This window comes from Isoptericola sediminis (assembly GCF_013085345.1).
Classification (GTDB): Bacteria; Actinomycetota; Actinomycetes; order Actinomycetales; family Cellulomonadaceae; genus Isoptericola; species Isoptericola sediminis.
On sequence record NZ_JABFAJ010000007.1, the window covers coordinates 77240 to 98474 of the forward strand.

Genomic DNA, 21235 nt, shown 5'->3' on the forward strand with positions numbered 1-21235 from the left:
CGTGCCGAGACCCGTCCGCGCCGCCGTCCCGACGGCCCTGGTCAGCCTGCTGATCGCGGGGTGCACCGCCTCCGGCGCCGGTGGCGCGGCGGACGGCGCCGCCCCGGAGAACGCGGCGAGCACGCTGCCCGCCTCCCCGCACGGCGAGCCGTTCCCCGTCACGACGCGACTGGCGGCGCCGTGGTCGATCGCGTTCGTGGACGGCACGCCGCTCGTGAGCGAGCGCGACAGCGCCCGCGTCCTGGAGGTCGCCGACGACGGGACGACGCGCGAGGTCGGTGTCGTCGCGGGGGTGGACGGCTCGGGCGAGGGCGGGCTGCTGGGTCTGGCGGTCGACGACCGGCGACGCCTGTTCGTCTACTCCACCGGCGCCGACGGCAACCGCATCCAACGCTACGACCTGCGTGGCGACCCGGGTGCGTTGACGCTGGGCGAGCCGGTGACCCTCGTCGACGGCATCCCGGCGGCCTCGTTCCACGACGGCGGGCGGCTCGCGTTCGGACCCGACGGGATGCTGTACGCCAGCACGGGTGACGCCGGCGTCCCGGAACGGGCGCAGGACCCGGACTCGCTCGCCGGCAAGATCCTGCGGATGACGGCCGACGGCGAGGCGCCGGGCGACAACCCCTCCCCCGGGTCGCTCGTGTACAGCTCCGGGCACCGCAACGTCCAGGGTCTGGCGTGGGCCGACGACGGCACCCTGTTCGCCACCGAGTTCGGCCAGAACACGTGGGACGAGCTCAACGTCGTCGAACCGGGGGCGAACTACGGCTGGCCCGACGTCGAGGGGATCGCCGGCGTCGAAGGATTCGTGGACCCGGTCCAGCAGTGGCGGCCCGAGGACGCCAGCCCCAGCGGCCTGGCCCAGCGCGGGGGCACGCTCTTCGTCGCGAACCTCCGGGGCGAGGCCCTGCGCGCCGTGCCGGTCGACGACCCGTCGACCTCCGCCGTCGTCGTCGACGACGAGGGCCGGCTGCGCGACGCCGTGGTCGCCCCGGACGGGTCGCTGTGGGTCCTCACCAACAACACCGACGGGCGCGGGTCACCGGGCGAGGACGACGACCGGATCCTGCGGCTGGAGATCGCCGCTCCGTGACCCCGGCGGCCCGGCGGCCGTCAGGGGGTGCAGGGGCAGGCGTCGGCTCCGCGCCGCACCCCGGGCACCCCGCGGCCCGGTGCGGTGGTCCGCGCCCGCCAGGCCACGACCAGGTCCCCGAGCCGCTCGGCCACGGTGGGCCGGCGTCCGCGGACCCGGTAGGTGGAGGCCGCCGCGTCGTCGGACACCATGTCCGCCACCTGGTCCGGCCGGCACCGCCCGTAGGTGGCGCGGAAGGCGTCGTCGAGCAGGTCGTGCATCTCCGGCGCGACCTCGCTCAGCACGACGTGACGGTCGGTGGCGCCGACGCGCACCCGACCGCGACCGCGGGCGTCGACGACGGCGTGCGGCGTCGTCGACCGCAGGAAGGTCTCCTCACCGACACGGACGAGCCACGCCGGGGCCGGGACCTCCTCGCCGAGCAGGTGGACGACTCCACCCGTGGGTAGCGCGTCGGTCTCCGGTCTGGTCGTGGCGATCGTCATGTGACTCCTCGGGTCGGCGGTGGCGGCGAGCCTCGGTGGGCTCACGGGTCACAACACCGGGAGGCCGAAAAGATTCCGGCCGGCCGGCCCGCAGGGGTGTCCTGACAGGGCATGTCCCGCCCCGGAGCGGTGCGGTGTCCCGTCGCGGGGCTGTCAGGATGTGCTCCATGGCCTACTTCCGACGCAAGGACGCTTCGACCTTCGCCCCCACCGATCTGGTCGGCGGAGCATGGCGCACCGACGAGCAGCACGTCGCACCGACGTTCGGTCTGCTCACCCATCTCGTCGAGACCGACCGCGTGACCCGCGGCCGCGACGACCTCACCCCTGTCCGCCTGACCTTCGACGTGTGGGGTCCCTACCCCCTGGAGCTCATGGACACCGCCGTCCGCGTGCTGCGCCCCGGACGCGGGGTGGAGCTCGTCGAGGCCGAGGTCTCGTGCGCGGGCCGGACGGTCGCCACCCTGCGGGCCTGGCTCGCCGGCACGACCGACACGAGCGAGCTCGCCGCCGGTGCCCCGCCCGCGATCCCCGGACCCGAGGACACGACCCCCTGGGACCCCACGACGGACTGGCCCGGCGAGTTCATCGCCTCGATCGACGTGCGGCGTACGCTCGCCGAGCCCGGCCGCGGCACGGTGTGGGTGCGGACCGACGTGCCGCTGGTCGAGGACGAGGAGGTCGGCGCCCTCGCGCGGACCGTCGGGCTGCTCGACGTCGCCAACGGCATGACCGTGCGGGCGGACCCCCGCCGGGTCGCCTTCCCCAACCTCGACCTCACCGCCCACCTGCTCCGTGCCCCGGCCGGCGGGTGGCTGGGGCTGGACACGACCGTCACGTTCGGTGCCGACGGCGCCGGGATCACCAGCTCCGTCCTGCACGACACCGACGGCCCGTTCGGCCGCCTGGCGCAGTCCCTGGTGGTGCGCCCGCTCGGCTGACGACGGACCGCGCGGACGGGGGCAGGGTCCCTCCGTCCGCGCGGTGCTCCCTGCGGGCGACGCGACGACGGCCCAGCACCGGCAGCGCACCGCGCCCGGCCGTCGTAGGCTCCCAGTGCCCCCCGAAGGAGTCCCCATGGCCCTGAAGATCGCGCAGCGGCTGCGCACCGACACCGGTGCGGCCGTGCTGCTGCTGTCGGTCACGCTGTTCGCCCTGCTGTGGGCCAACTCCCCCTTCTCGGCGTCGTACACCTCGCTGTGGGAGATCCCGGTGCAGGTCGACCTCGGCGACCTGGCCTTCGACATGGACCTGCACCACTGGGTCAACGACGGGCTCATGGTGCTGTTCTTCTTCGTCGTCGGGCTCGAGGTGCGTCAGGAGCTGACGATCGGGTCCCTGCGACGACGGAGCCAGCGGCTCGTCCCGCTCGTCGCCGGCACCGCCGGGGTCGTGGTGCCCGCGCTGATCTACCTGGCGATCGTCGGCGGCGCGGCACCGCAGGGATGGGGTGCCGTGGTCGGCACGGACACGGCGTTCCTGCTCGGTGTCCTGGCGCTGGTGGGTCCGCGGATGTCCAACCAGCTCCGGGTCTTCCTGCTGACGCTGTCCGTGGTGGACGACTTCCTCGCGGTGTCGATCATCGGCGTCGTCTACTCCGAGGACGTCCAGGTGGGCCCGCTGCTGCTCGCCGGGGCGTGCCTCGTCGCGCTGTGGCTGCTGGGCCGGATGCGCGAGTGGCGCAGCACCCCCTACGTCCTCGTCGTCGTCGTGCTCTGGGGCGCGACGATGCAGGCCGGCATCCACCCGTCCATCGCGGGGATGCTCGCCGGGCTGCTGGTGCCCGCCGCGCTGACCAAGCGGGCCGACGTGGTCCGCACCAAGAACCTCTACCGCGCCTACTGGCAGTCCCCCAGCGCCGCCGTCGCCCGGGACGTCCAGCTCGGGCTCTCCCGCTCCATCTCGGTGAACCACCGTCTGCACGAGGTGCTCAACACCCCGGTGAACGTCGTGGTGGTGCCGCTGTTCGCCCTGGCCAACGCGGGGATCGACCTGCGCGGCGGAGCCCTCGGCGAGGCGCTCGTCTCGTCGATCACGTGGGGCGTGGTCGCCGGGCTCGTGGTCGGCAAGCTCGTCGGCATCAGCCTCGGCACCTGGGTGGCCGTCCGGCTGGGCCTGGGCACGCTGCCCGACGGCGTGGGGCCCGGCAGCGTGCTGGGTGGTGCGGCGCTGTCCGGCATCGGCTTCACCGTGTCGCTGCTGGTGGTCGGCCTCGCCTTCGACGACGAGTCCCAGGTCCAGGCCGCGACCGTCGGCGTGCTGCTGGCGCTCGTGCTCGCCTCGCTGCTGGGCTGGGTGCTGTTCCGGCTGGCGCGCGTGCGCTGGGGCGAGGAGAGCGCCGACCTGCCGACGACGCTCGACCCGGCGGTCGACCTGCGCCACGACCACTACCGCGGCAACCCTGACGCGCCGCACACGATCGTGGAGTACCTCGACTTCGAGTGCCCGTTCTGCGCCCGCGCCACCGGCATGTGGCGCGACCTGCGCGACGCGCTGGACGGCCGGGTCCGGTACGTCGTGCGGCACCTGCCCCTGGACGACGTGCACCCGCACGCCCGGCTCGCCGCCGTCGCCGCCGAGGCGGCCGCCCGGCAAGGACAGTTCTGGGAGATGCACGACCTGCTCTTCGCGAACCAGACCGCGCTCGAGGCCGAGGACCTGCGGAGTTACGCCGACGAGCTCGGCCTGGACCCGGAGCAGTTCGACGCCGACCTGGCCGACGAGGCGCTGCACGCCCGGGTGGCCGACCACGCCGAGAGCGCCCGGGCCAGCGGCGCGCAGGGCACCCCGACGTTCTTCCTGGACGGCAGCCGGCATCGCGGGCCGCACGACGCCGCCACGCTGATCGCGGCGATCGAGGAGCTCGAGGCGGCGGAGCCGGACGACGCGCGGTAGACCGGGGTCGTCCGGTCCCGCAGCGCCGGGGGACGCGGGTGGTGCTGGCGAGTCGCCGCAGGCCGCCACTACGGTCGGGCCATGCCGCGCCGACGCCACCTCCTGACCACCGCAGCACTCCTCCCCCTGCTCACGGCCGGGTGCGCAGGCCCCGAGCCCGGTAGCGCGTCAGCGTGCGCCGCGCCGGAGCTGACCTGGGCCACCGACACCGCTGCGGCGGGTGACGCCGTCGCCCTGCACGGCGAGGGCATGCACTCCGGCTGCGAGGACGGGTCCGGGGACACGGAGGAACCCTTCGAGTTCAGCGCCGCCTCCCTGGTCGTGGACGGCGAACCGGTGGAACCGGGGCCGGCCATCCCCGGCACGCTCGCGGCGTCCGAGGACGGCACGTTCGACATGCAGGTCGCCCTGCCGCCGGACCTCGCCGAGGGCGCCCAGGTGACCGTCGAGCTGACGGTCACCGAGGGTGCGTCCGTGGTCTCGGACGCGCTGACGATCGGCGGCTAGGGCGGGTCAGTCCAGCGGGTCGCGCACGATCGGGCACGTCATGCAGTGCCCGCCGCCGCGGCCGCGGCCGAGCTCCGCGCCGACGATCTCGATCACCTCGACCCCGGCGCGCCGCAGCGCCGCGTTCGTCAGGGTGTTGCGGTCGTAGGTGAACACCACGCCGGGCTCGAGGGCGACCGCGTTGTTCCCGGAGTCCCACTGCTGGCGCTCGGAGGCGTACAGGTCCCCGGCCGTCTCGACGACCCGCAGCCGCGGCAGCCCCATGGCCTCGGCGACCACGTCGACGAAGGACTTGCCGCGGGCGTCGACCACCTCGATCCCGGGTGACCGGTCGCTCGGGTAGAGCACGTAGGGGTGGATGCCGTCGACGATCTGCGGGTGCACCGTCACCAGGTCGCGGTCGGCGAACGTGAACACCGTGTCGAGGTGCATCGCGGCCCGCAGCCGCGGCATGCCGGCCACGACGACCTGCCGGGCCGCACCGGCGTCGAAGAGCGCCTTGGCGAACTGGCTGATGGCCTGGCGCGACGTGCGCTCGCTCATCCCGACGAGGACGACGCCGTCGCCGACCGGCATGACGTCGCCCCCCTCGAGCGAGGCCTGCGCCCAGTCGACCTCCGGGTCGCCCCACCAGATCGTGGAGTCCTTGTAGCCCGGGTGGAAGGAGTAGATCGCCGTCATCAGCAGCGTCTCGTCCTTGCGGGCCGGCCAGTACAGCGGGTTCAGCGTCAGCCCGCCGTAGATCCAGCAGGTCGTGTCCCGGGTGTACAGCGTGTTGGGCAGCGGCGGCAGCAGGTACTCCCGGGCGTCGGGCGACTCGCGCGCCAGGGAGACGTACCCCGTCAGGTAGTCCTGGGGCATGTCCGCCGTGGACAGCCCGCCGATGAGGAACCGGGCGAGCTCGTGCGGCGCCAGCGACTCGAGATAGGCCCGGGTGCCGTCGACCAGTCCCAGCCCGACCCGGTTCGGCACCAGGAGCCGGTCCAGCAGCCAGGCGCGGGCGGCCGGGATCGCCATCGTCTCGGCGAGCAGGTCGTGCAGCTCGACGACCTCGACCCCGCGGGAGGTCAGCTTCTCCACGAAGTCGGCGTGGTCGCGCTGGGCGGCCTCCACCCACATCACGTCGTCGAACAACAGGTCGTCGCTGTTGGTCGGGGTGAGCCGCTCGTGCGCCAGACCCGGTCGGCAGACCAGGACCTTGCGCAGCCGCCCGACCTCCGAGTGCACGCCGTGGGCAGTCGCTCCGGTGGTTCCCGTCACGGTCCTTCTCCTTGTCTCACAGGGTGACCCAGCCGGTCGCCAACCCGACGACGCCGAGCACCGCGCCGGCCGTGACGACCCCGAACAGGACGAGCTCCGGCGGGCGGAACACCGCCCGGCCCTGCTCACGCCGGGTCATCACGAAGAGCAGCGTGGCAGGCGCGTAGAAGATCAGCGACAGGAGCAGCAGGTCGAGCCCGGCCGCGAACACCAGGAACGCCGTGTAGAGGGTCGCCAGGACGGCGATGACGAGGTCGGCGCGCAGCGTCCGGGCGGGCGCGCCGTCGTACGTCTCGCGCCGGAGCCGGAGCTTGAGCGCGTAGGCCGCGGCCAGCAGGAACGGGATGAGGGTCATCGCCGCCGTCAGGTCGAGGGCGAAGTCGAAGGCGTCGGCGCTGAACAGCGTGATGACGAGCACGACCTGCGACAGCACGGTGGTCAGCAGCAGGGCGCTGATCGGGACGTCGCGCGCCGAGGTCCGGGACAGGAATCGGGGCATGTCACGGTCCTTGGCGGCGACGAACAGCACCTCGGCCGCCATGAGGGTCCAGGCCAGGTAGGCGCCGAGCACGGAGATGATCAGGCCGACGCTGACGAACGCGGTGCCCCACTCCCCGACCGCCGCGTCGAGCACACCGGCCATGGAGGGCTGCCGCAGCTCGGCGATCTCCTCGACGGGCAGCACGCCGTAGGACACCATCGTCACCGACGCGAAGATCGCCAGGACGCTGCCGAAGCCCAGCAGGGTGGCCCGGCCGACGTCCTCGCGCCGCCGCGCGTGCCGCGAGTAGACGCTCGCCCCCTCGACGCCGAGGAACACGAAGACCGTGATCAGCATCGTGTCCCGCACCTGGTCGAAGAGGGAACCGTAGGACTCCCCGCCCCAGTTGGCGGCGAAGACCGCCGGGTCGAACACGAACAGCGCCAGCAGGACGAACACGACGATCGGGACCAGCTTGGCGACCGTCACGACACGGTTGATGGCCGTGGCCTCGGTGATGCCGCGGCGCACCAGCAGGTAGAAGAGCCACAGGCCCACCGACGACACGGCCACCGCGACCAGGGTGTCCCCCTCGCCCAGGGCGGGGACCCAGGCGCCGAGCGTGGACATGATGAGCACCCAGTAGGTCACGTTGCCCACGCAGGCGCTGGCCCAGTAGCCGGCCGCGGAGAAGAACCCCGTGTACTCGCCGAACCCGGCCTTGGCGTAGGCGAACACCCCGGCGTCGAGGTCCGGGCGGCGCACGGCGAGGCGCTGGAAGACGAGCGCCAGGGTGAGCATGCCGCCGCCGGCCACGGCCCAGGCGATCAGCGCGCCGGCCACCCCGGTCTCCTCGGCGAACCGGCTGGGCAGGGAGAACACGCCGGCGCCGACCATGGAACCGACGACCATGGCCGTGAGCGTCCAGACGCCGACCGTCGTCCGGGTCGCCCGCGTGTCCTCCTGCGACGTCATCGTCAGCCCCCCGTCACGCTGCCGGTGGATCCACGTGCCGCCATCGTGGCAGGCAGGTCGGCACTCCGCACCAGGGGCCCGTGCCGGGCGTCATTCCACGGTGACGGACTTGGCCAGGTTGCGGGGGCGGTCGACGTCCTCGCCCAGCGCCACGGCCGCGTGGTACCCGAGGAGCTGGGTGGGGATGGTGAGCAGGATCGGGTCGAGCTCGACCTCGTTGCGCGGCACCTCGATGCGCGACGTCGCGGCGTCGCCGAGCTCGACACCCGGGTGGGTGATCGCCACGACGGCACCGCCCCGGGCGCGGATCTCCTGCGCCGCCGTGATGTTGCGCTCCACCAGGTCGTCGTCGGGGATGATCGCCACCGACGGCAGCTCGGGGCTGATGAGCGCGAGCGGGCCGTGCTTGAGCTCGCTGGTCGGGTACGCCTCCGCGTGCCGGTAGGTGATCTCCTTGAACTTCTGCGCGCCCTCGCGGGCGACGGGGTAGCCCCGCACCCGGCCCACGAAGAACAGGCTCGCGGCGGTCGCGAGCTCGCGCGCCGCCTCGGCGAGCGCCTCCTCGTCGGCGAGGATCTCGCGGATCTGCCCGGGGATCGCCCGCAGACCGGCGATGATGCGCCGGCCGTCGGCGTAGGAGAGGTCGTGGACCCGGCCCAGCACGAGGGCGAGCAGCGCGAAACCGATCGACATGTGCGTCAACGCCTTGGTGGAGGCGACCGCGACCTCGGGCCCCGCGTGCAGGTAGATGCCGCCGTCGACCTCGCGGGCGATCGAGGACCCGACCGCGTTGACGAGCCCGACGACGGTGCCGCCCTTGCGCTGCACCTCGCGGACCGCGAAGAGGGTGTCGGCGGTCTCGCCGGACTGGCTGACCACGACGTACAGCGTGGTGGGCTCGATGATCGGGTTGCGGTAGCGGAACTCGCTGGCGGGCTCGGCGTCGGCGGGGATCCGCGCGAGGTCCTCGATCATCGAGGCGCCGAGCTGGCCGACGTAGTACGCCGACCCGCAGCCCAGCACCTTGACCCGGTCGAAGCGGCGCAGGTCGCGCGGCTCGAGGTTGAGGCCGGCCAGCTTGGCGGTGCCGAACCGGTCGTCGAGGCGGCCGGTGAGCATCCGTTCGACGCTGTCGGGCTGCTCGTGGATCTCCTTGTGCATGAAGTGCGCGTGGCCGTCGAGCTCCAGCTCCTCGACGGTGAGGTCGAGGGTGACGGCGGACCGGGCCGTTCGCTCCTCGCCGGCGGTGAAGCTGTGGAATCCGTCGGCGGTCACGGTGGCGAAGTCGCCGTCGTCGAGCAGCACGACCTGGCTGGTGTGCCGCACGATCGCCGCCGGGTCGGAGGCCACGAACATCTCGCCGTCACCCACGCCCAGCAGCAGCGGGGACCCGTTGCGGGCCACCACGACGCGGTCGGGGGTCTCGACGTCGAGCACGGCGAGGGCGTAGGTGCCGTCGATCTGCGCGACGGCGGCCCGGACGGCGTCCTCGACGCTCAGCCCGGCGTCGAGCTCGCGGGCCACGAGGTGGGCGACGACCTCGGTGTCGGTGTCCGAGGTGAGGTCCACACCGTCGTCGGCCAGACGGCTGCGCAGCGTGGCGAAGTTGTCGATGATCCCGTTGTGGACCACGTGCACCCGGCCGTCGGCCGAGGTGTGCGGGTGGGCGTTGCGCTCGCTGGGCTCACCGTGCGTGGCCCACCGGGTGTGCCCGATCCCCGTGGTGCCGGCGAGCCGGGCCGGCAGCGCGGCCTCGAGGTCGCGGACGCGGCCCCGGGCGCGGACCACGCGTGACGGGTGCACGGAGGACCGCGGGTTGAGCACGGCGACGCCCGCCGAGTCGTAGCCGCGGTACTCGAGCCGCGTGAGGCCTTCGACGAGGACGGGGGCGGCCTGCTGGGGGCCGACGTAGCCGACGATTCCGCACATGGTTGCTGCTCCGGAGGGTGTGGTTGGACGGGTAGACGAGCAGGTCAGCCGGTGACGATGCGGCGGACCTGCCGCTCGGTCAGGACCGGAGCGGCGACGACCCGGGCCCGCAGCTCGGCGACGATCCGGGCGTAGACCGCGTCGTTCCGGTGGCCGGCGGCCCGCAGGCTCGCGTGCCGGCGGCGGACGTAGTCCTCGACGGGTTCGGCGTACCAGGCCAGGACGTCCTCGACCACGCGGGCGCCCTCGGACGCCGTGAGGCCGGTCGTCGCGGCGATGCGCGCGACGAGCTCGGGGTCGATGCCGTGCTCCTGCATCCCGCCATGGTGCGCCACGGCGGGCCGACTGTCCACTTCCTGCCCGATTTCGGGCAGGAAGCGCTATGTCGACTCGGCCTCGAGCAGGCCGAGGACTCCGTCGAGGGCGCTGACGGCCCCGGCGGGGTCGACCCGCACGGTGGCGAAGGCGCTGACCACGAGCGCCGTGCACAGGTCCGCGACGCGGTCCCGCTCGGCGACGTCCCGATCGCCGAACCGGGCGTCCACGCCGCGGCCCAGCGCGGACCGCAGCTCGGCCCGGTAGGCGGCGACGGTCCGACGGACGGTCTCGTCGCGGGAGATCGGCGACCCGGAGGTGTTGACGAGCAGACAGCCGCTGTCCGCCTGGATCGAGTCGGCGCGCAGGAGCGCCGACCGCAGGCCCACGACGTAGTCGACGACCACGTCCGGGCCGACGGGGTCGACGACGAGGGGGCGCAACCGGGGACGCACGACGTCGTCGAGGTAGGCCTGCACGGCGGCGTCGAAGAGGCCGCGCTTGGACCCGAAGGCGTGGTACAGGCTCGAGCGGTTCAGCCCGGTGGCCCGCTCCAGGGCGGGGACGGAGGTCGCCTCGTACCCGGACCTCCAGAACACGCCGAGCGCGGCGCGCACCACCTCGGCGGTCTCGAAGGTCTGCGCCCTACCCATGCCACGCTCCCCGTTTGCTGCAACGATCATTCCACTATACGTTGTGGAACGAGCAGTGCAGAACGACCGTGCCGTCCACCGACCGAGGAGCGACTCCGATGATCGTCACGGGACTGGTCCTGGCCGGCCTCGCCGCTGCACTGCACGTCTACATCTTCTGGCTGGAGTCCTTCGCCTGGACCACCCGGGCGCGCGCCGTGTTCGGCACGACGGCGGACCAGGCGGCCGCGACCCGCGAGCTCGCCTTCAACCAGGGGTTCTACAACCTGTTCCTCGCGATCATCGCCGTGACCGGCATCGTCCTGACGCTGCTGACCGGAGCGTCCGACGACCCGAGCCCGGCCGGCGCGTCGCTCCTCCTCGCGGGCACCGGCGCGATGACGGCGGCGGCGATGGTGCTCCTGGTCTCCTCGCCGGACAAGCGCCGCGCCGCCGTCGTGCAGGGCACGCTGCCGCTGCTCGCCGTCGTCGCCGTGACGGCGGCCCTCCTCTCCTGACCCACCGACCGACCGCAGCACCCCACCCTTCTCGGAGTTCCCCCATGTCCCAGGCCACCTCCACCCAGATCCAGCTCGCGGCCCGTCCCACCGGCTGGCCCACTGCGGAGACGTTCCGCACCGTCGAGGTCACCTACGGCGACCTCGAGCCCGGCCAGGTCCGCGTCGCCAACGAGTACGTGTCCGTCGACCCCTACATGCGCGGTCGGATGAACGACGTCAAGAGCTACGTCCCGCCGTTCGCGCTGGACGAGACCATGACCGGCGGCGCCGTCGGCCGGGTCGTCGAGTCCGCGTCCGACGACGTCCCCGTCGGCGCCCTGGTGCTGCACCAGTACGGCTGGCGCGACGTGGTCCAGGAGGACGCCGGCGGGTTCCAGGTCCTCCCCGAGATCCCCGGCGTCCCGTCGTCCCTCTACCTCGGCATCCTCGGCATGACCGGCCTGACCGCCTACGTCGGTCTCACCACGATCGCCGACCTGCACGAGGGCGACACCGTGTTCGTCTCCGGTGCCGCCGGTGCTGTCGGCACGGCCGTCGGCCAGATCGCGCGCCTCCTCGGCGCCGGACGCGTCATCGGCTCCGCGGGCTCGGCCGAGAAGGTCGAGCTGCTCACCAGCCGGTACGGCTACGACGCCGCGTTCAACTACAAGGACGGCCCGGTGCGGGAACAGCTGCGCGAGGTCACCCCCGACGGCGTCGACGTGTTCTTCGACAACGTCGGCGGCGACCACCTCGAGGCGGCGCTGGACCGGATGAACACCGGCGGACGCATCGCCCTGTGCGGTGCCATCTCGCAGTACAACGACACCGAGCGCACGCCCGGCCCGGACAACCTGGCGAACGCGATCACGCGCGGCCTCACCCTGCGCGGATTCACCCTCGGCGGCTACCTGGACCACGCCCCCCGGTTCCGCGAGCTGATGACCGGCTGGTTCTCCGAGGAGAAGATCGCCTACGACGAGACGGTCGTGGACGGCATCGAGAAGGCCCCGCAGGCGTTCCTCGACATGATGAGCGGCGGCAACGTCGGCAAGATGCTGGTCCGCACCGGCGCCTGAGGCCACCGCGCCGTCCGGCGCGCGGGCCGCTCGGGCCTGCCCGCCGGACGGCGGCACTCACCCCGCGAGCAACGGGACGCCGGCGCCGAGGAGGCCGACGCCGAACAGGGTCCAGTCGTTGAGGACGTGCGCCCCCGCGCAGACCCAGAGGTTCTTGGTCAGCAGGTACGGGATCGTCAGGATGAGCCGGGCGGTCCCGATGACCACGAAGCACTGCACCACGTTCCAGTCGTAGGTCGGCAGGTGCACCGCGCCGAACAGCAGCGCCGTGCCGATCCACGCGGTCACGATCGTGGCGCGGCGTGACCAGCCCAGCCGCGTCACCCCGAGGTAGAGCAGCGCCAGGAAGGGCAGGATCGTCAGCAGCTCCTCGCCGACGAGCTGCGGGACCATCGAGGCGAACCGCAGCACGCGCTCCCCAGCGCCCATCTCCTGGATCTCGGCGCCCGCCGCGTTGGTCGCCGCCCCCACCGTCGCCCGGACGATGCCCCCGACGACCAGCGTCACGACGACGTTGAACGCGGCGAAGGCGACCATGATCCCCACGTCCTTCCACCCCACGCGGTGGAACAGCGCCGTCCAGTGCCGCCCAGCGACGACCGCCAGGGCCGCCAGCGGGACCCCGGCGAACAGCAGCGCCCGGACCCACTGGCCGACCAACGGTGCGCCCGGCACGGGCAGCAGGATCAGCAGGACGAAGGCCACCGCGACGCCGACCAGGACGACCGCCCACTGAGGACCGCGCAGCAGAACCGGGTCGCCGGCATAGAAGGGGAAGTCCCTCGTGGCCGGCTCCTGCGCCGTGCGGGACTCGGTCGAGCCGGTCGGGTCGGTCGTCGCCATGAAGGCTCCCGTCTCCGGAGGGTGCACTGCCCGACAGGTCCCTTCCTACCGGCATGGCGCGCCCGCGCGCGGCGGGAACGCGATCCCCCCGGTTTCACCCGCTGTCTCAGGCCCGCACGCCGGCCGGGACCGACCGCGCCCGCCACCGACGCAGCGGGCCGTACCGCGGACTGGTCAGCAGCACCACGGTGAACACCGCCCCCTGCACCAGGACGACCATCCCGCCCGAGGCGGCGTCGAGCCAGTACGACAGGTAGATCCCGATGATCGAGGACAGCGCCGAGATCGTCGGCGCCAGCACCAGCATCCGTCCGAACCGCTGGGTGAGCAGCGACGCCGTCGCCCCGGGGATGATCAGCATCGCCACGACCAGGATCACACCGACCACCTGCAGCGTCACGACGGCGGTCAGGGCGAGGACGCCCAGGAGCAGTGCGGACAGCCGACGGGTCGACAGCCCGATGGCGTGGGCGTGGGTGGGGTCGAAGGCGAACAGCACGAGGTCGCGCCGCTTGACCAGCAGCACGGTCGAGCCGACGACGGCGAGCGCGAGCACCTGCGCCAGCTCGACCGACGAGATCCCCAGGACGTTGCCGAAGATGATGTGGCTCAGGTCGGTCTGGCTGGGCGTCACCGAGACGAGCACCAGCCCGAGGGCGAACAGCGTGGTGAACACGATGCCGATCGCGGCGTCCTCCTTGACCCGGCCGGAGTCGCGCACGGCACCGATGAGCACCACGGCCAGCCCGCCGAAGACGAGCGCACCCAGCGCGAACGGGGCTCCCAGGATGTAGGCGATGACGACGCCGGGCAGCACGGCGTGCGAGACGGCGTCGCCCATGAGCGACCAGCCGACGAGCACGAGCCAGCAGGACAGCAGCGCCGCGACGACGGCGGCGACCGTCGTCGTGACGAAGGCGCGGACCATGAAGTCGTAGGACAGCGGTTCGAGGAGCAGGTCGAGGAGGGTCACGAGGCCTCCCCTCCGAGCGCGTCCGGCGGCACCTCGAGGCCGAAGGTCCGCGCCAGGTGGTCCGGTTCCAGCGCCTCGGCGACCGACCCGTGGAACAGCACCCGGCGCAGCAGCAGGACCGCCTCGTCGGCGAGCTGCGGCAGGGCGTGCAGGTCGTGGGAGGAGACCAGGACCGTCCGTCCGTCCGCGGCGAGCTCGCGCAGCAGGCGCACGATCGTGGCCTCGGAGCGCTTGTCCACCCCCGCGAAGGGTTCGTCGAGCAGCAGCAGGCGCGCGTCCTGGGCGATGCCGCGGGCCACGAAGGCGCGTTTGCGCTGGCCGCCGGAGAGCTGGCCGATCTGACGGTCGGCCAGGTCCGTCAGCTCGACCCGGTCGAGCGCCTCGGCGACGGCCTCCCGGTCGGCGGGGCGGGGGCGGCGCGTGAGGCCGAGGTGGCCGTAGCGTCCCGTCATCACCACGTCGTGCACGGAGACCGGGAACCCCCAGTCGACCGCCTCCGTCTGGGGCACGTAGCCCACCAGGCCCTGGCGCCGGGCACGCGCGGGGGTGTGGCCCGCGACCCGCACGCCGCCGTGCGTCACGTCGACCATGCCCATGAGGGCCTTGAACAGCGTGGACTTGCCGGAACCGTTCATCCCGACCAGCCCGCAGACGGTCCCGGCGCCCACGCGCAGGGTGACCCCGTCGAGGGCCAGCACGTCCCCGTAGCGGACGGTGACGTCGTCGGCCTCGATCACCGGGGCCGCCTCCGTCACGAGCCGGCCCCGTCGCCCGCCGCGGCGCCGGTCAGGCCCGCGACGATGAGGTCGGCGTCGTGCCGCACCAGCTCCAGGTAGGTCGGCACGGGCCCGTCGGGCTCGGAGAGCGAGTCCACGTAGAGCGTGCCGCCGAACCGGGCGCCCGTGGCCTCGACGACCTGCTGCATCGCCGCGTCGGAGACGGTGGACTCGCAGAACACGGCGGGCACGTCGTTCGCCCCGACGAACTCGATGACGTCGGCGACCTGCTGCGGCGTGGCCTGCTGCTCGGCGTTGACCGCCCACAGGTACTGCTCGCTGAGCCCGGCGTCGCGGGCCAGGTAGGAGAAGGCGCCCTCGCAGGTGACCAGCGCCCGCTGCTCGGCGGGCAGGGTCTCCAGCGCCGCGACGAGGTCGTCCTGGACCGCCTGGAGCTCGGCGTCGTAGGCCTCGGCGTTCGCGGCGAAGTCCTCGGCGTGCTCGGGCGCGAGGTCGGAGAACGCGTCGACCATGGTGTCGACGTAGGTCTGGACGTTCAGCGGGCTCATCCAGGCGTGCGGGTTCGGGGTGCCGGCGTAGGCGTCCTCGGCGATGTCGAGCACCTCGACCCCCTCGGAGACGACGACGTGCGGGGCGTCGGCGTCCTGGACGAACTGGCCGAACCACGCCTCGAGGTTGAGGCCGTTGTCGAGGATGAGGTCGGCGTCGGCGGCGCGGCGCACGTCCCCGGGCGTGGGCTCGTACCCGTGGATCTCGGCGCCGACCTTGGTGATGGACTCGACGCGCAGGTGGTCACCGGCGACGTTCTCGGCGATGTCGGCCAGCACGGTGAACGTGGTCAGCACGACGGGACGGTCGTCCCCGTCGGCGGCCTGGCCGGTCGGCACGGCGCACCCGGCGAGCAGCGCCGCGGCGGCCGCCAGGGAGAGCGCTGATCCGGAGGTCCGCGTCAGAGTTTTCGGCATACCGAAAACTGTAGTTCATGGACCGCCGCGCGCTCCAGCTCCGACGACCGACGGGGTGCCGCCGTCCGCCCGGAGGCGTCGGCGGCACCCCGTCCGGGTGCGGCAGGTCCGGCGGATCAGCGGCGACCGGCACCCGCCACGATCGCGACACCGATCGCCGCGAGGCCGATCTGGAAGGCCAGCTCGATCCAGTCGATCCCGCCGGTGTCGGCCACACCGACGAGGCTGGCGAGCCAGGTGCCGACCAGCGCGGCCACGATGCCGACGAGGATCGTGGCGATGATCGAGATGTTCTGCTTCCCGCGCACCACCAGTCGTCCCAGGACGCCGATGATGGCGCCGATGATGATGGCGGTGATGATCCCGGTCACTTCCATGCGCGGTTCACTCTCCAGGGTCGAACGGTGGGCCGGACACCAGTGAACCTAGGACACGTCGGACGAAGGTGCATGTTCGGGACGCGGCCGGGAGCGACCGTGCCGCCGCCCCCACCACTTCGCTCCCTCGACGAGGACGAACACCACCGCGGCCAGCGCGGCCGCCACGGCCCAGTCGGCCGGGCCGATGGGCGCCGAGCCGAACCACGTGTGCATGAACGGCGCGTACACGAACGCCGCCTGGAGCAGCAGCAGCACCGCGACGGAGATCCACACCGCAGGGTTCCCGCGCAGCACGTCGACGGTCAGGCTGGAGCGGTCCAGCAGACGGCTGTTGAACAGGTAGGCGAGCTGGCCGAGGGCGAGCATCGTCACCGCCACGGTCTGCGCCTCGGGCACGGGCACGCCGGACGCCCGGGCCGTGTAGAAGAGGAACAGGGTCGCGCCGCCGATGAGCAGGGAGACCAGCACGACCCGGCGCAGCAGCACGCCGTCGAGGATCGGGGTGTCGGCCGGGCGCGGCGGGCGGGCCATGATGTCGCGCTCGGCGGGCTCGTAGGCCAGGGCGAGGGTCAGGGTGATCGCCGTGATGAGGTTGATCCACAGCACCTGGACCGGTTCGAGCGGCAGCGCGAGACCGAACAGCACCGCCACCAGCATCACCAGCGACTCGGCACCGTTGGTGGGCAGCAGGAACAGCACCGACTTGCGGATGTTGTCGTAGATCCGCCGCCCCTCCTCCACCGCCCGCTCGATGGTGGCGAAGTTGTCGTCGGCCAGCACGACGTCCGCCGCCTCCTTCGTGGCCTCGGTGCCCTTGATCCCCATCGCCACGCCGACGTCGGCCTGGGTCAGCGCCGGGGCGTCGTTGACGCCGTCGCCGGTCATGGCCACGACCTCGTCGTGGGCCTGCAGCGCCGAGACGATGCGGATCTTGTGCTCGGGGCTGGTGCGGGCGTACACGTGGACGTCCCGCACGACGGCGCGCAGCTCCGCGTCGCTCATCGCCTCCAGCTCGGCGCCGGTCAGCACCGCGGTGTCGCCGATGCCCATCTCGCGGCCGACGGAGATCGCCGTGCCCGCGTGGTCGCCGGTGATCATCGTGACCTGGACCCCGGCGTCGCGGCAGCGGGCGATGGCGTCGACGGCCTCGGGACGGGGCGGGTCGAGGATCCCCACCAGCCCGCACAGCTCCATGCCGCCGTCGACGTCGGGCACGTCGACCTCGGTCGTGCCGTCCGGCGCGGCGGAGCGTGCGGCGGCGAGCACGCGGAGCCCCTGCTCACCGAGCGCGTCGATCTGCGCGTCCCAGAACGCGCGGTCCAGCGGCTGCGCCGAGCCGTCCGGGCCGACCTGGGTCGTGCAGCGGTCCAGCACGTGGTCCGGGGCGCCCTTGAGGTGCACGTGCAGCAGACCGTCCGGGTCCTCGTCGAGGGTGACCATGAACTTCGTGTCCGACTCGAACGGCACCAGGTCGACGCGGCGCCACCCGGCCGGCTCGATCCCGGCCTTGTGGCCGAGGGAGCGCAGCGCACCCTCGGTGGGCTCGCCGACCAGGGCCCAGCCGCCCTCGTCGGAGCCGTCCGGGACGATGCGGGCGTCGTTGCAGAGCATCATGACCTCGGCGACGGCCACGAGGTCCGGGTCGGCGTCCGGGTCGACCGGGCGGCCGCCGTGGTCCGGGGCGAGCTCGACCACCCCGTGCGGGGCGTAGCCGGCCCCCGACACCAGGAAGGACCGCGCGGCGGTGCGGACGGTGCGCGCGGTCATCTCGTTCTTGGTCAGCGTGCCGGTCTTGTCCGAGCAGATCGTCGTCACCGACCCCAGCGTCTCGACGGCCGGCAGCTTGCGCGTGATCGCCCGGCGCCGCGCCATCTGCTGCACCCCCAGGGCCAGCGTGATCGTCACGAGGGCCGGCAGCCCCTCGGGCACGGCGGCCACGGCGAAGCCGATCGAGGCCGAGATCAGCTCGTCGACGCCGAACCCGTGCACGAACCGGCCGACGGCCACCATGACCAGGGCCATCGCGACGATCCCGGCCGCGAGGATCTTGCCGAACCGGTCCAGCCGTCGGGTCAGCGGTGTCTCCAGGGCCTGGACCTCGGAGATCATCGTCTGGATCCGGCCGATCTCGGTCGCCCGCCCGGTCGTGGTCACGACGCCGACCCCCTGGCCCGCGGCGACCAACGTGCCGGAGAACAGCATGTCGGTGCGGTCCCCGATGCCGGCGCCCTCGGGCACGGCGTCCACGCCCTTGTCCGCGGGCACCGACTCACCGGTCAGCGCGGACTCGTCCACCCGCAGGTTGGTCGCGCGCAGCAGGCGCACGTCGGCCGGCACCCGGTCGCCGGACCCCACGCGCAGCAGGTCCCCGGGCACGACGCCGTCCGCCCCGATCTCGGTCCAGGCGTCGTCGCGCCGCACCTGGGCCGAGGCCGACAGCATCCGCCGGATGCCCTCCAGGGCCTTCTCCGCCCGGCCCTCCTGGACGAAGCCGACGGCGGCGTTGATCACCGCGACGGCGAGGATGACGGTCACGTCGACCCAGTCGGCGAGGAAGGCCTTGAGCACCGCCGCCACGAGCAGGATCTCGATGAGCACGTCGTCGAAGTGGACCGCCACCCGCTTCCACAGGGGGTCGCGCTGCACGGTGGACAGCCGGTTCGGCCCGACCGCCTCCAGCCGGTCGGCGGCCTCCTCGGCGCTCAGGCCCGCGTGCCCGGACCCCAGGGCGGCCAGCACCTCCGCGGGCGGTGACGACCAGGGCGCCTCGGGCGGCGACGGGACGGCTGTGCCGACCGCGGCCGGACCGAGATCCGACGGGGATCCCATACCTCCATCTCACCGCCGATCGGCGACTCCCGCGAGACGACCACCGGGCGGGCGTACCCTGGATCGTGGTGACGAGGCCCACGCGGACGTCATCTTGATGTGATACCCCAAGGGGTATATTCTCGCAGCCATGAAGATCGTCATCGTGGGTGGGGTCGGCGGCGGCATGAGCGCGGCGGCCCGGGCCCGGCGGCTCGACGAGAGCGCCGAGATCGTCGTGCTGGACCGCAGCGAGCACGTCTCGTGGGCGAGCTGCGGGCTCCCCTACCACGTGGGTGGAGAGATCGCCGAGGCCGACGAGCTGCTCGTCCAGACCCCTGAGAAGCTCCGCGCCGCCCTCGACCTCGACGTGCGCACGCGGCACGACGTCGTCGGCCTCGACCCCGAGGCACGCCGGCTCACGGTGCTGACCGACGACGGCACGGACACGGTCGACTACGACGCCCTGGTGCTCTCCCCCGGCGCCAAGGCCGTGCGCCCGCCCCTCGACGGGATCGACTCGGCACGGGTGCACACGCTGCGTTCCATCGGTGACGCCACCTCGCTGCGCGAGCGCATCGACGCCGGAGCGGGACGCGCCGTGGTCCTCGGGGCCGGCTTCATCGGCCTCGAGGCGGCCGAGACGCTCGCCGCCCGCGGCCTGGACGTCACCGTCGTCGAGCTGTCCTCCCACGTGCTGCCCCCGCTGGAGCACGAGGTCGCCTGGCGGGTCACCGCCGAGCTCGAGCGGATCGGCGTCACGGTACGCACCGGCCTGGGCGCGTCCAGCATCGAGCAGGGCGCCGACCACGACACGGTCGTCCTCGCCGACGGCACCCGCCTGCCCGCCGACGTCGTCGTGCTGTCCGTCGGCGTCCGCCCCGACACCGCCGTGTTCGAGAAGGCGGGGATCGCCACCGAACGCGGTGCGATCGTCGTCGACGACCACGGCCGCACCAGCACCGACGGCATCTGGGCCGTCGGCGACGCGGTCACCAGCACCGACGCCGTCACCGGGGTGCGCCGCCCGGTCGCGCTGGCCGGTCCGGCCAACCGCGCCGGCCGCCTGGTCGCCGACGACATCCTGCGCCCCGGGTCCGCCCGGCCGGTGCCGCCCACCGTCGGGACCGCCGTCGTGCGGGTCGGCGAGATGACCGCGGCGGCCACCGGCGCGACGCGTGCCGACCTGCGGGCCGCGGACGTCTACTTCCAGACGCTGCACCTGCACCCCGGCCACCACGTGGGCTGGTTCCCCGGTGCGGAGCAGATCCACATGATGATCCACTTCCGGGCCGGCGACGGCGTGCTGCTCGGCGCCCAGGCCGTCGGCCGCGCCGGCGTGGACAAGCGGATCGACGTGCTCGCCACCGCCGTGCGGGCCGGGATGACCGTGGCCGACCTCATCGACCTCGACCTCGCCTACGCCCCGCCGTACGGGGCGGCCAAGGACCCGGTGAACCTCGCCGGGATGGCCGCCAGCAACGTGCTCGACGGCACCCTGCGGATCTGGCACGTCGACCAGCTCGAGGAGGTCCGGCGCGACACGCTCGTCCTGGACGTCCGCAGCCGCGACGAGTTCGCCACCGGGCACATCCCCGGGTCGCTGAACATCCCGCACACCGAGCTGCGCGAGCGGCTCGACGAGGTCACCGCCGCGGCGTCCGGGCACCCGGTCCGCGTGCTGTGCGCCTCGGGAGTGCGCTCCAACATCGCCCACCGCGTGCTGTCGCAGGCCGGGTTCGACTCGGCCTCGCTGTCCGGCGGCATGCTCACGCTGCGCGCCGCCCTCGGCGCCACCGCTGACGACCTGCTCATCAGCACCGCACCCGCCGCCTCCACCGAGTCCAGCTCCGTGGCCTGAACCGCACCTTCCCCGAGAGGACCTGACCGATGTCGACACAGGACGCTGCCGCCCAGCGCAAGATCGTCAACCGGTTGAAGCGCGCGCGCGGCCAGCTCGACGCGCTCATCACCGCCGTCGAGGACGGCCGGAGCTGCCGTGACGTCGTCATGCAGCTCTCCGCCGTCGCCAGCGCGCTCGACAAGGCCGGCTACGCCGTCATCGCGAACGCGATGCAGGAGTGCCTCGTCGACCCCGACCACACCACCGAGGACGGGCTCACGCCCGCCGAGCTCGAGAAGCTCTTCCTCACCCTCGCCTGACCCGGACCCGAAGGAGAACGACCCCATGTGCTACCCCGCCACCTGCTCCACCTGCGGCAAGACGACGTGGAGCGGCTGCGGCCAGCACGTCGCCGACGTGCGCCGCTCCGTGCCCGCCTCCCAGTGGTGCGACGGGCACGCCGACGCCCCCCGCGGCGGCGGGAGCTTCTTCTCGCGCCTCTTCAACCGCTGAGACGGCTGTCGGCCGGCCC

The 21235-nt window shown here is 73.1% G+C and carries 21 protein-coding genes; 9 read left to right on the forward strand and 12 right to left on the reverse strand.

The window, feature by feature from the left end; genetic code table 11:
• The first annotated feature begins 1 nt into the window (after nucleotide 1).
• Nucleotides 2-1096, forward strand: coding sequence for a PQQ-dependent sugar dehydrogenase (locus HLI28_RS04120; RefSeq protein WP_343035646.1), 1095 nt, complete (start codon nucleotides 2-4; stop codon nucleotides 1094-1096).
• Between the two features lie 20 nt (nucleotides 1097-1116).
• Here HLI28_RS04120 and HLI28_RS04125 read toward each other — a convergent pair whose 3' ends face one another.
• A complete protein-coding gene (locus HLI28_RS04125) occupies nucleotides 1117-1581 on the reverse strand; it encodes a DUF2255 family protein (protein ID WP_171246239.1) in 465 nt (154 codons plus the stop codon).
• A 167-nt stretch (nucleotides 1582-1748) separates the two neighbouring features.
• On the opposite strand from HLI28_RS04125, the gene HLI28_RS04130 reads away from it, so the two are divergent.
• The 3 genes from HLI28_RS04130 to HLI28_RS04140 all read left to right on the forward strand — a co-directional run bounded on the left by HLI28_RS04130 (nucleotide 1749) and on the right by HLI28_RS04140 (nucleotide 4983).
• Nucleotides 1749-2522, forward strand: a complete 774-nt coding sequence (locus HLI28_RS04130) for a thioesterase family protein (protein ID WP_171246240.1) — start codon at nucleotides 1749-1751, stop codon at nucleotides 2520-2522.
• Between the two features lie 136 nt (nucleotides 2523-2658).
• Nucleotides 2659-4476 carry a Na+/H+ antiporter NhaA gene (gene nhaA, locus HLI28_RS04135; RefSeq protein ID WP_171246241.1) on the forward strand — a complete coding sequence of 606 codons (1818 nt, stop codon included), beginning with the start codon at nucleotides 2659-2661 and terminating at the stop codon, nucleotides 4474-4476.
• An 81-nt stretch (nucleotides 4477-4557) separates the two neighbouring features.
• Nucleotides 4558-4983, forward strand: coding sequence for a hypothetical protein (locus HLI28_RS04140; protein ID WP_171246242.1), 426 nt, complete (start codon nucleotides 4558-4560; stop codon nucleotides 4981-4983).
• 6 nt (nucleotides 4984-4989) lie between these two features.
• Here the strand turns inward: HLI28_RS04140 and HLI28_RS04145 are convergent, their stop codons facing one another.
• From HLI28_RS04145 to HLI28_RS04165, 5 genes are all read right to left on the reverse strand, one after another.
• Nucleotides 4990-6243, reverse strand: a complete 1254-nt coding sequence (locus HLI28_RS04145) for an arginine deiminase (RefSeq protein ID WP_171246243.1) — start codon at nucleotides 6241-6243, stop codon at nucleotides 4990-4992.
• A 16-nt stretch (nucleotides 6244-6259) separates the two neighbouring features.
• Nucleotides 6260-7699, reverse strand: a complete 1440-nt coding sequence (locus HLI28_RS04150; protein WP_171246244.1) for a basic amino acid/polyamine antiporter — start codon at nucleotides 7697-7699, stop codon at nucleotides 6260-6262.
• 90 nt (nucleotides 7700-7789) lie between these two features.
• Nucleotides 7790-9628, reverse strand: coding sequence for a glutamine--fructose-6-phosphate transaminase (isomerizing) (glmS, locus tag HLI28_RS04155; RefSeq protein ID WP_171246245.1), 1839 nt, complete (start codon nucleotides 9626-9628; stop codon nucleotides 7790-7792).
• Between the two features lie 44 nt (nucleotides 9629-9672).
• The gene (locus HLI28_RS04160) at nucleotides 9673-9945 is read right to left on the reverse strand and encodes a hypothetical protein (RefSeq protein WP_171246246.1); all 273 of its coding nucleotides are present in this window, start codon (nucleotides 9943-9945) and stop codon (nucleotides 9673-9675) included.
• A 63-nt stretch (nucleotides 9946-10008) separates the two neighbouring features.
• The gene (locus HLI28_RS04165) at nucleotides 10009-10596 is read right to left on the reverse strand and encodes a TetR/AcrR family transcriptional regulator (RefSeq protein ID WP_171246247.1); all 588 of its coding nucleotides are present in this window, start codon (nucleotides 10594-10596) and stop codon (nucleotides 10009-10011) included.
• Between the two features lie 98 nt (nucleotides 10597-10694).
• Between HLI28_RS04165 and HLI28_RS04170 the strand changes: the two genes are divergently transcribed.
• Together HLI28_RS04170 and HLI28_RS04175 are read left to right on the forward strand one after the other, a co-directional pair.
• Nucleotides 10695-11093: a DUF1304 domain-containing protein gene (locus HLI28_RS04170; protein ID WP_171246248.1), complete on the forward strand. Its 399-nt coding sequence runs from the start codon at nucleotides 10695-10697 to the stop codon at nucleotides 11091-11093.
• A gap of 44 nt (nucleotides 11094-11137) precedes the next feature.
• Nucleotides 11138-12154: an NADP-dependent oxidoreductase gene (locus HLI28_RS04175; RefSeq protein WP_171246249.1), complete on the forward strand. Its 1017-nt coding sequence runs from the start codon at nucleotides 11138-11140 to the stop codon at nucleotides 12152-12154.
• Between the two features lie 57 nt (nucleotides 12155-12211).
• On the opposite strand, the gene HLI28_RS04180 is transcribed toward HLI28_RS04175, so the two are convergent.
• From HLI28_RS04180 to HLI28_RS04205, 6 genes are all read right to left on the reverse strand, one after another.
• Nucleotides 12212-12997, reverse strand: coding sequence for a CPBP family intramembrane glutamic endopeptidase (locus HLI28_RS04180; RefSeq protein WP_171246250.1), 786 nt, complete (start codon nucleotides 12995-12997; stop codon nucleotides 12212-12214).
• A 106-nt stretch (nucleotides 12998-13103) separates the two neighbouring features.
• Entirely contained in the window at nucleotides 13104-13970 is an 867-nt protein-coding gene (locus tag HLI28_RS04185) for a metal ABC transporter permease (RefSeq protein WP_171246251.1), read from the reverse strand.
• A complete protein-coding gene (locus tag HLI28_RS04190) occupies nucleotides 13967-14725 on the reverse strand; it encodes an ATP-binding cassette domain-containing protein (RefSeq protein WP_171246252.1) in 759 nt (252 codons plus the stop codon). The genes HLI28_RS04185 and HLI28_RS04190 overlap by 4 nt, the downstream gene beginning before the upstream one ends.
• Nucleotides 14722-15672 (reverse strand): metal ABC transporter substrate-binding protein, encoded by a 951-nt coding sequence (locus tag HLI28_RS04195; RefSeq protein WP_171246253.1) that lies wholly within the window; start codon nucleotides 15670-15672, stop codon nucleotides 14722-14724. The genes HLI28_RS04190 and HLI28_RS04195 overlap by 4 nt, the downstream gene beginning before the upstream one ends.
• Nucleotides 15673-15788: 116 nt before the next feature.
• A complete protein-coding gene (locus HLI28_RS04200; RefSeq protein ID WP_171246254.1) occupies nucleotides 15789-16049 on the reverse strand; it encodes a GlsB/YeaQ/YmgE family stress response membrane protein in 261 nt (86 codons plus the stop codon).
• Nucleotides 16050-16097: 48 nt separating this feature from the next.
• On the reverse strand, nucleotides 16098-18881 hold the full coding sequence (locus HLI28_RS04205; protein WP_171246255.1) for a cation-translocating P-type ATPase: 2784 nt from the start codon (nucleotides 18879-18881) through the stop codon (nucleotides 16098-16100).
• Between the two features lie 130 nt (nucleotides 18882-19011).
• On the opposite strand from HLI28_RS04205, the gene HLI28_RS04210 reads away from it, so the two are divergent.
• Genes HLI28_RS04210 through HLI28_RS04220 form a run of 3 tightly spaced genes read left to right on the forward strand, consistent with a single transcriptional unit; the run spans nucleotide 19012 to nucleotide 21216 of the window.
• On the forward strand, nucleotides 19012-20721 hold the full coding sequence (locus tag HLI28_RS04210; protein WP_171246256.1) for an FAD-dependent oxidoreductase: 1710 nt from the start codon (nucleotides 19012-19014) through the stop codon (nucleotides 20719-20721).
• Nucleotides 20722-20750: 29 nt separating this feature from the next.
• Complete coding sequence (locus tag HLI28_RS04215; RefSeq protein ID WP_171246257.1) at nucleotides 20751-21023, forward strand: metal-sensitive transcriptional regulator; 273 nt, start codon at nucleotides 20751-20753, stop codon at nucleotides 21021-21023.
• 25 nt (nucleotides 21024-21048) lie between these two features.
• A complete protein-coding gene (locus HLI28_RS04220) occupies nucleotides 21049-21216 on the forward strand; it encodes a hypothetical protein (protein ID WP_171246258.1) in 168 nt (55 codons plus the stop codon).
• The last annotated feature ends 19 nt before the right edge of the window (nucleotides 21217-21235 follow it).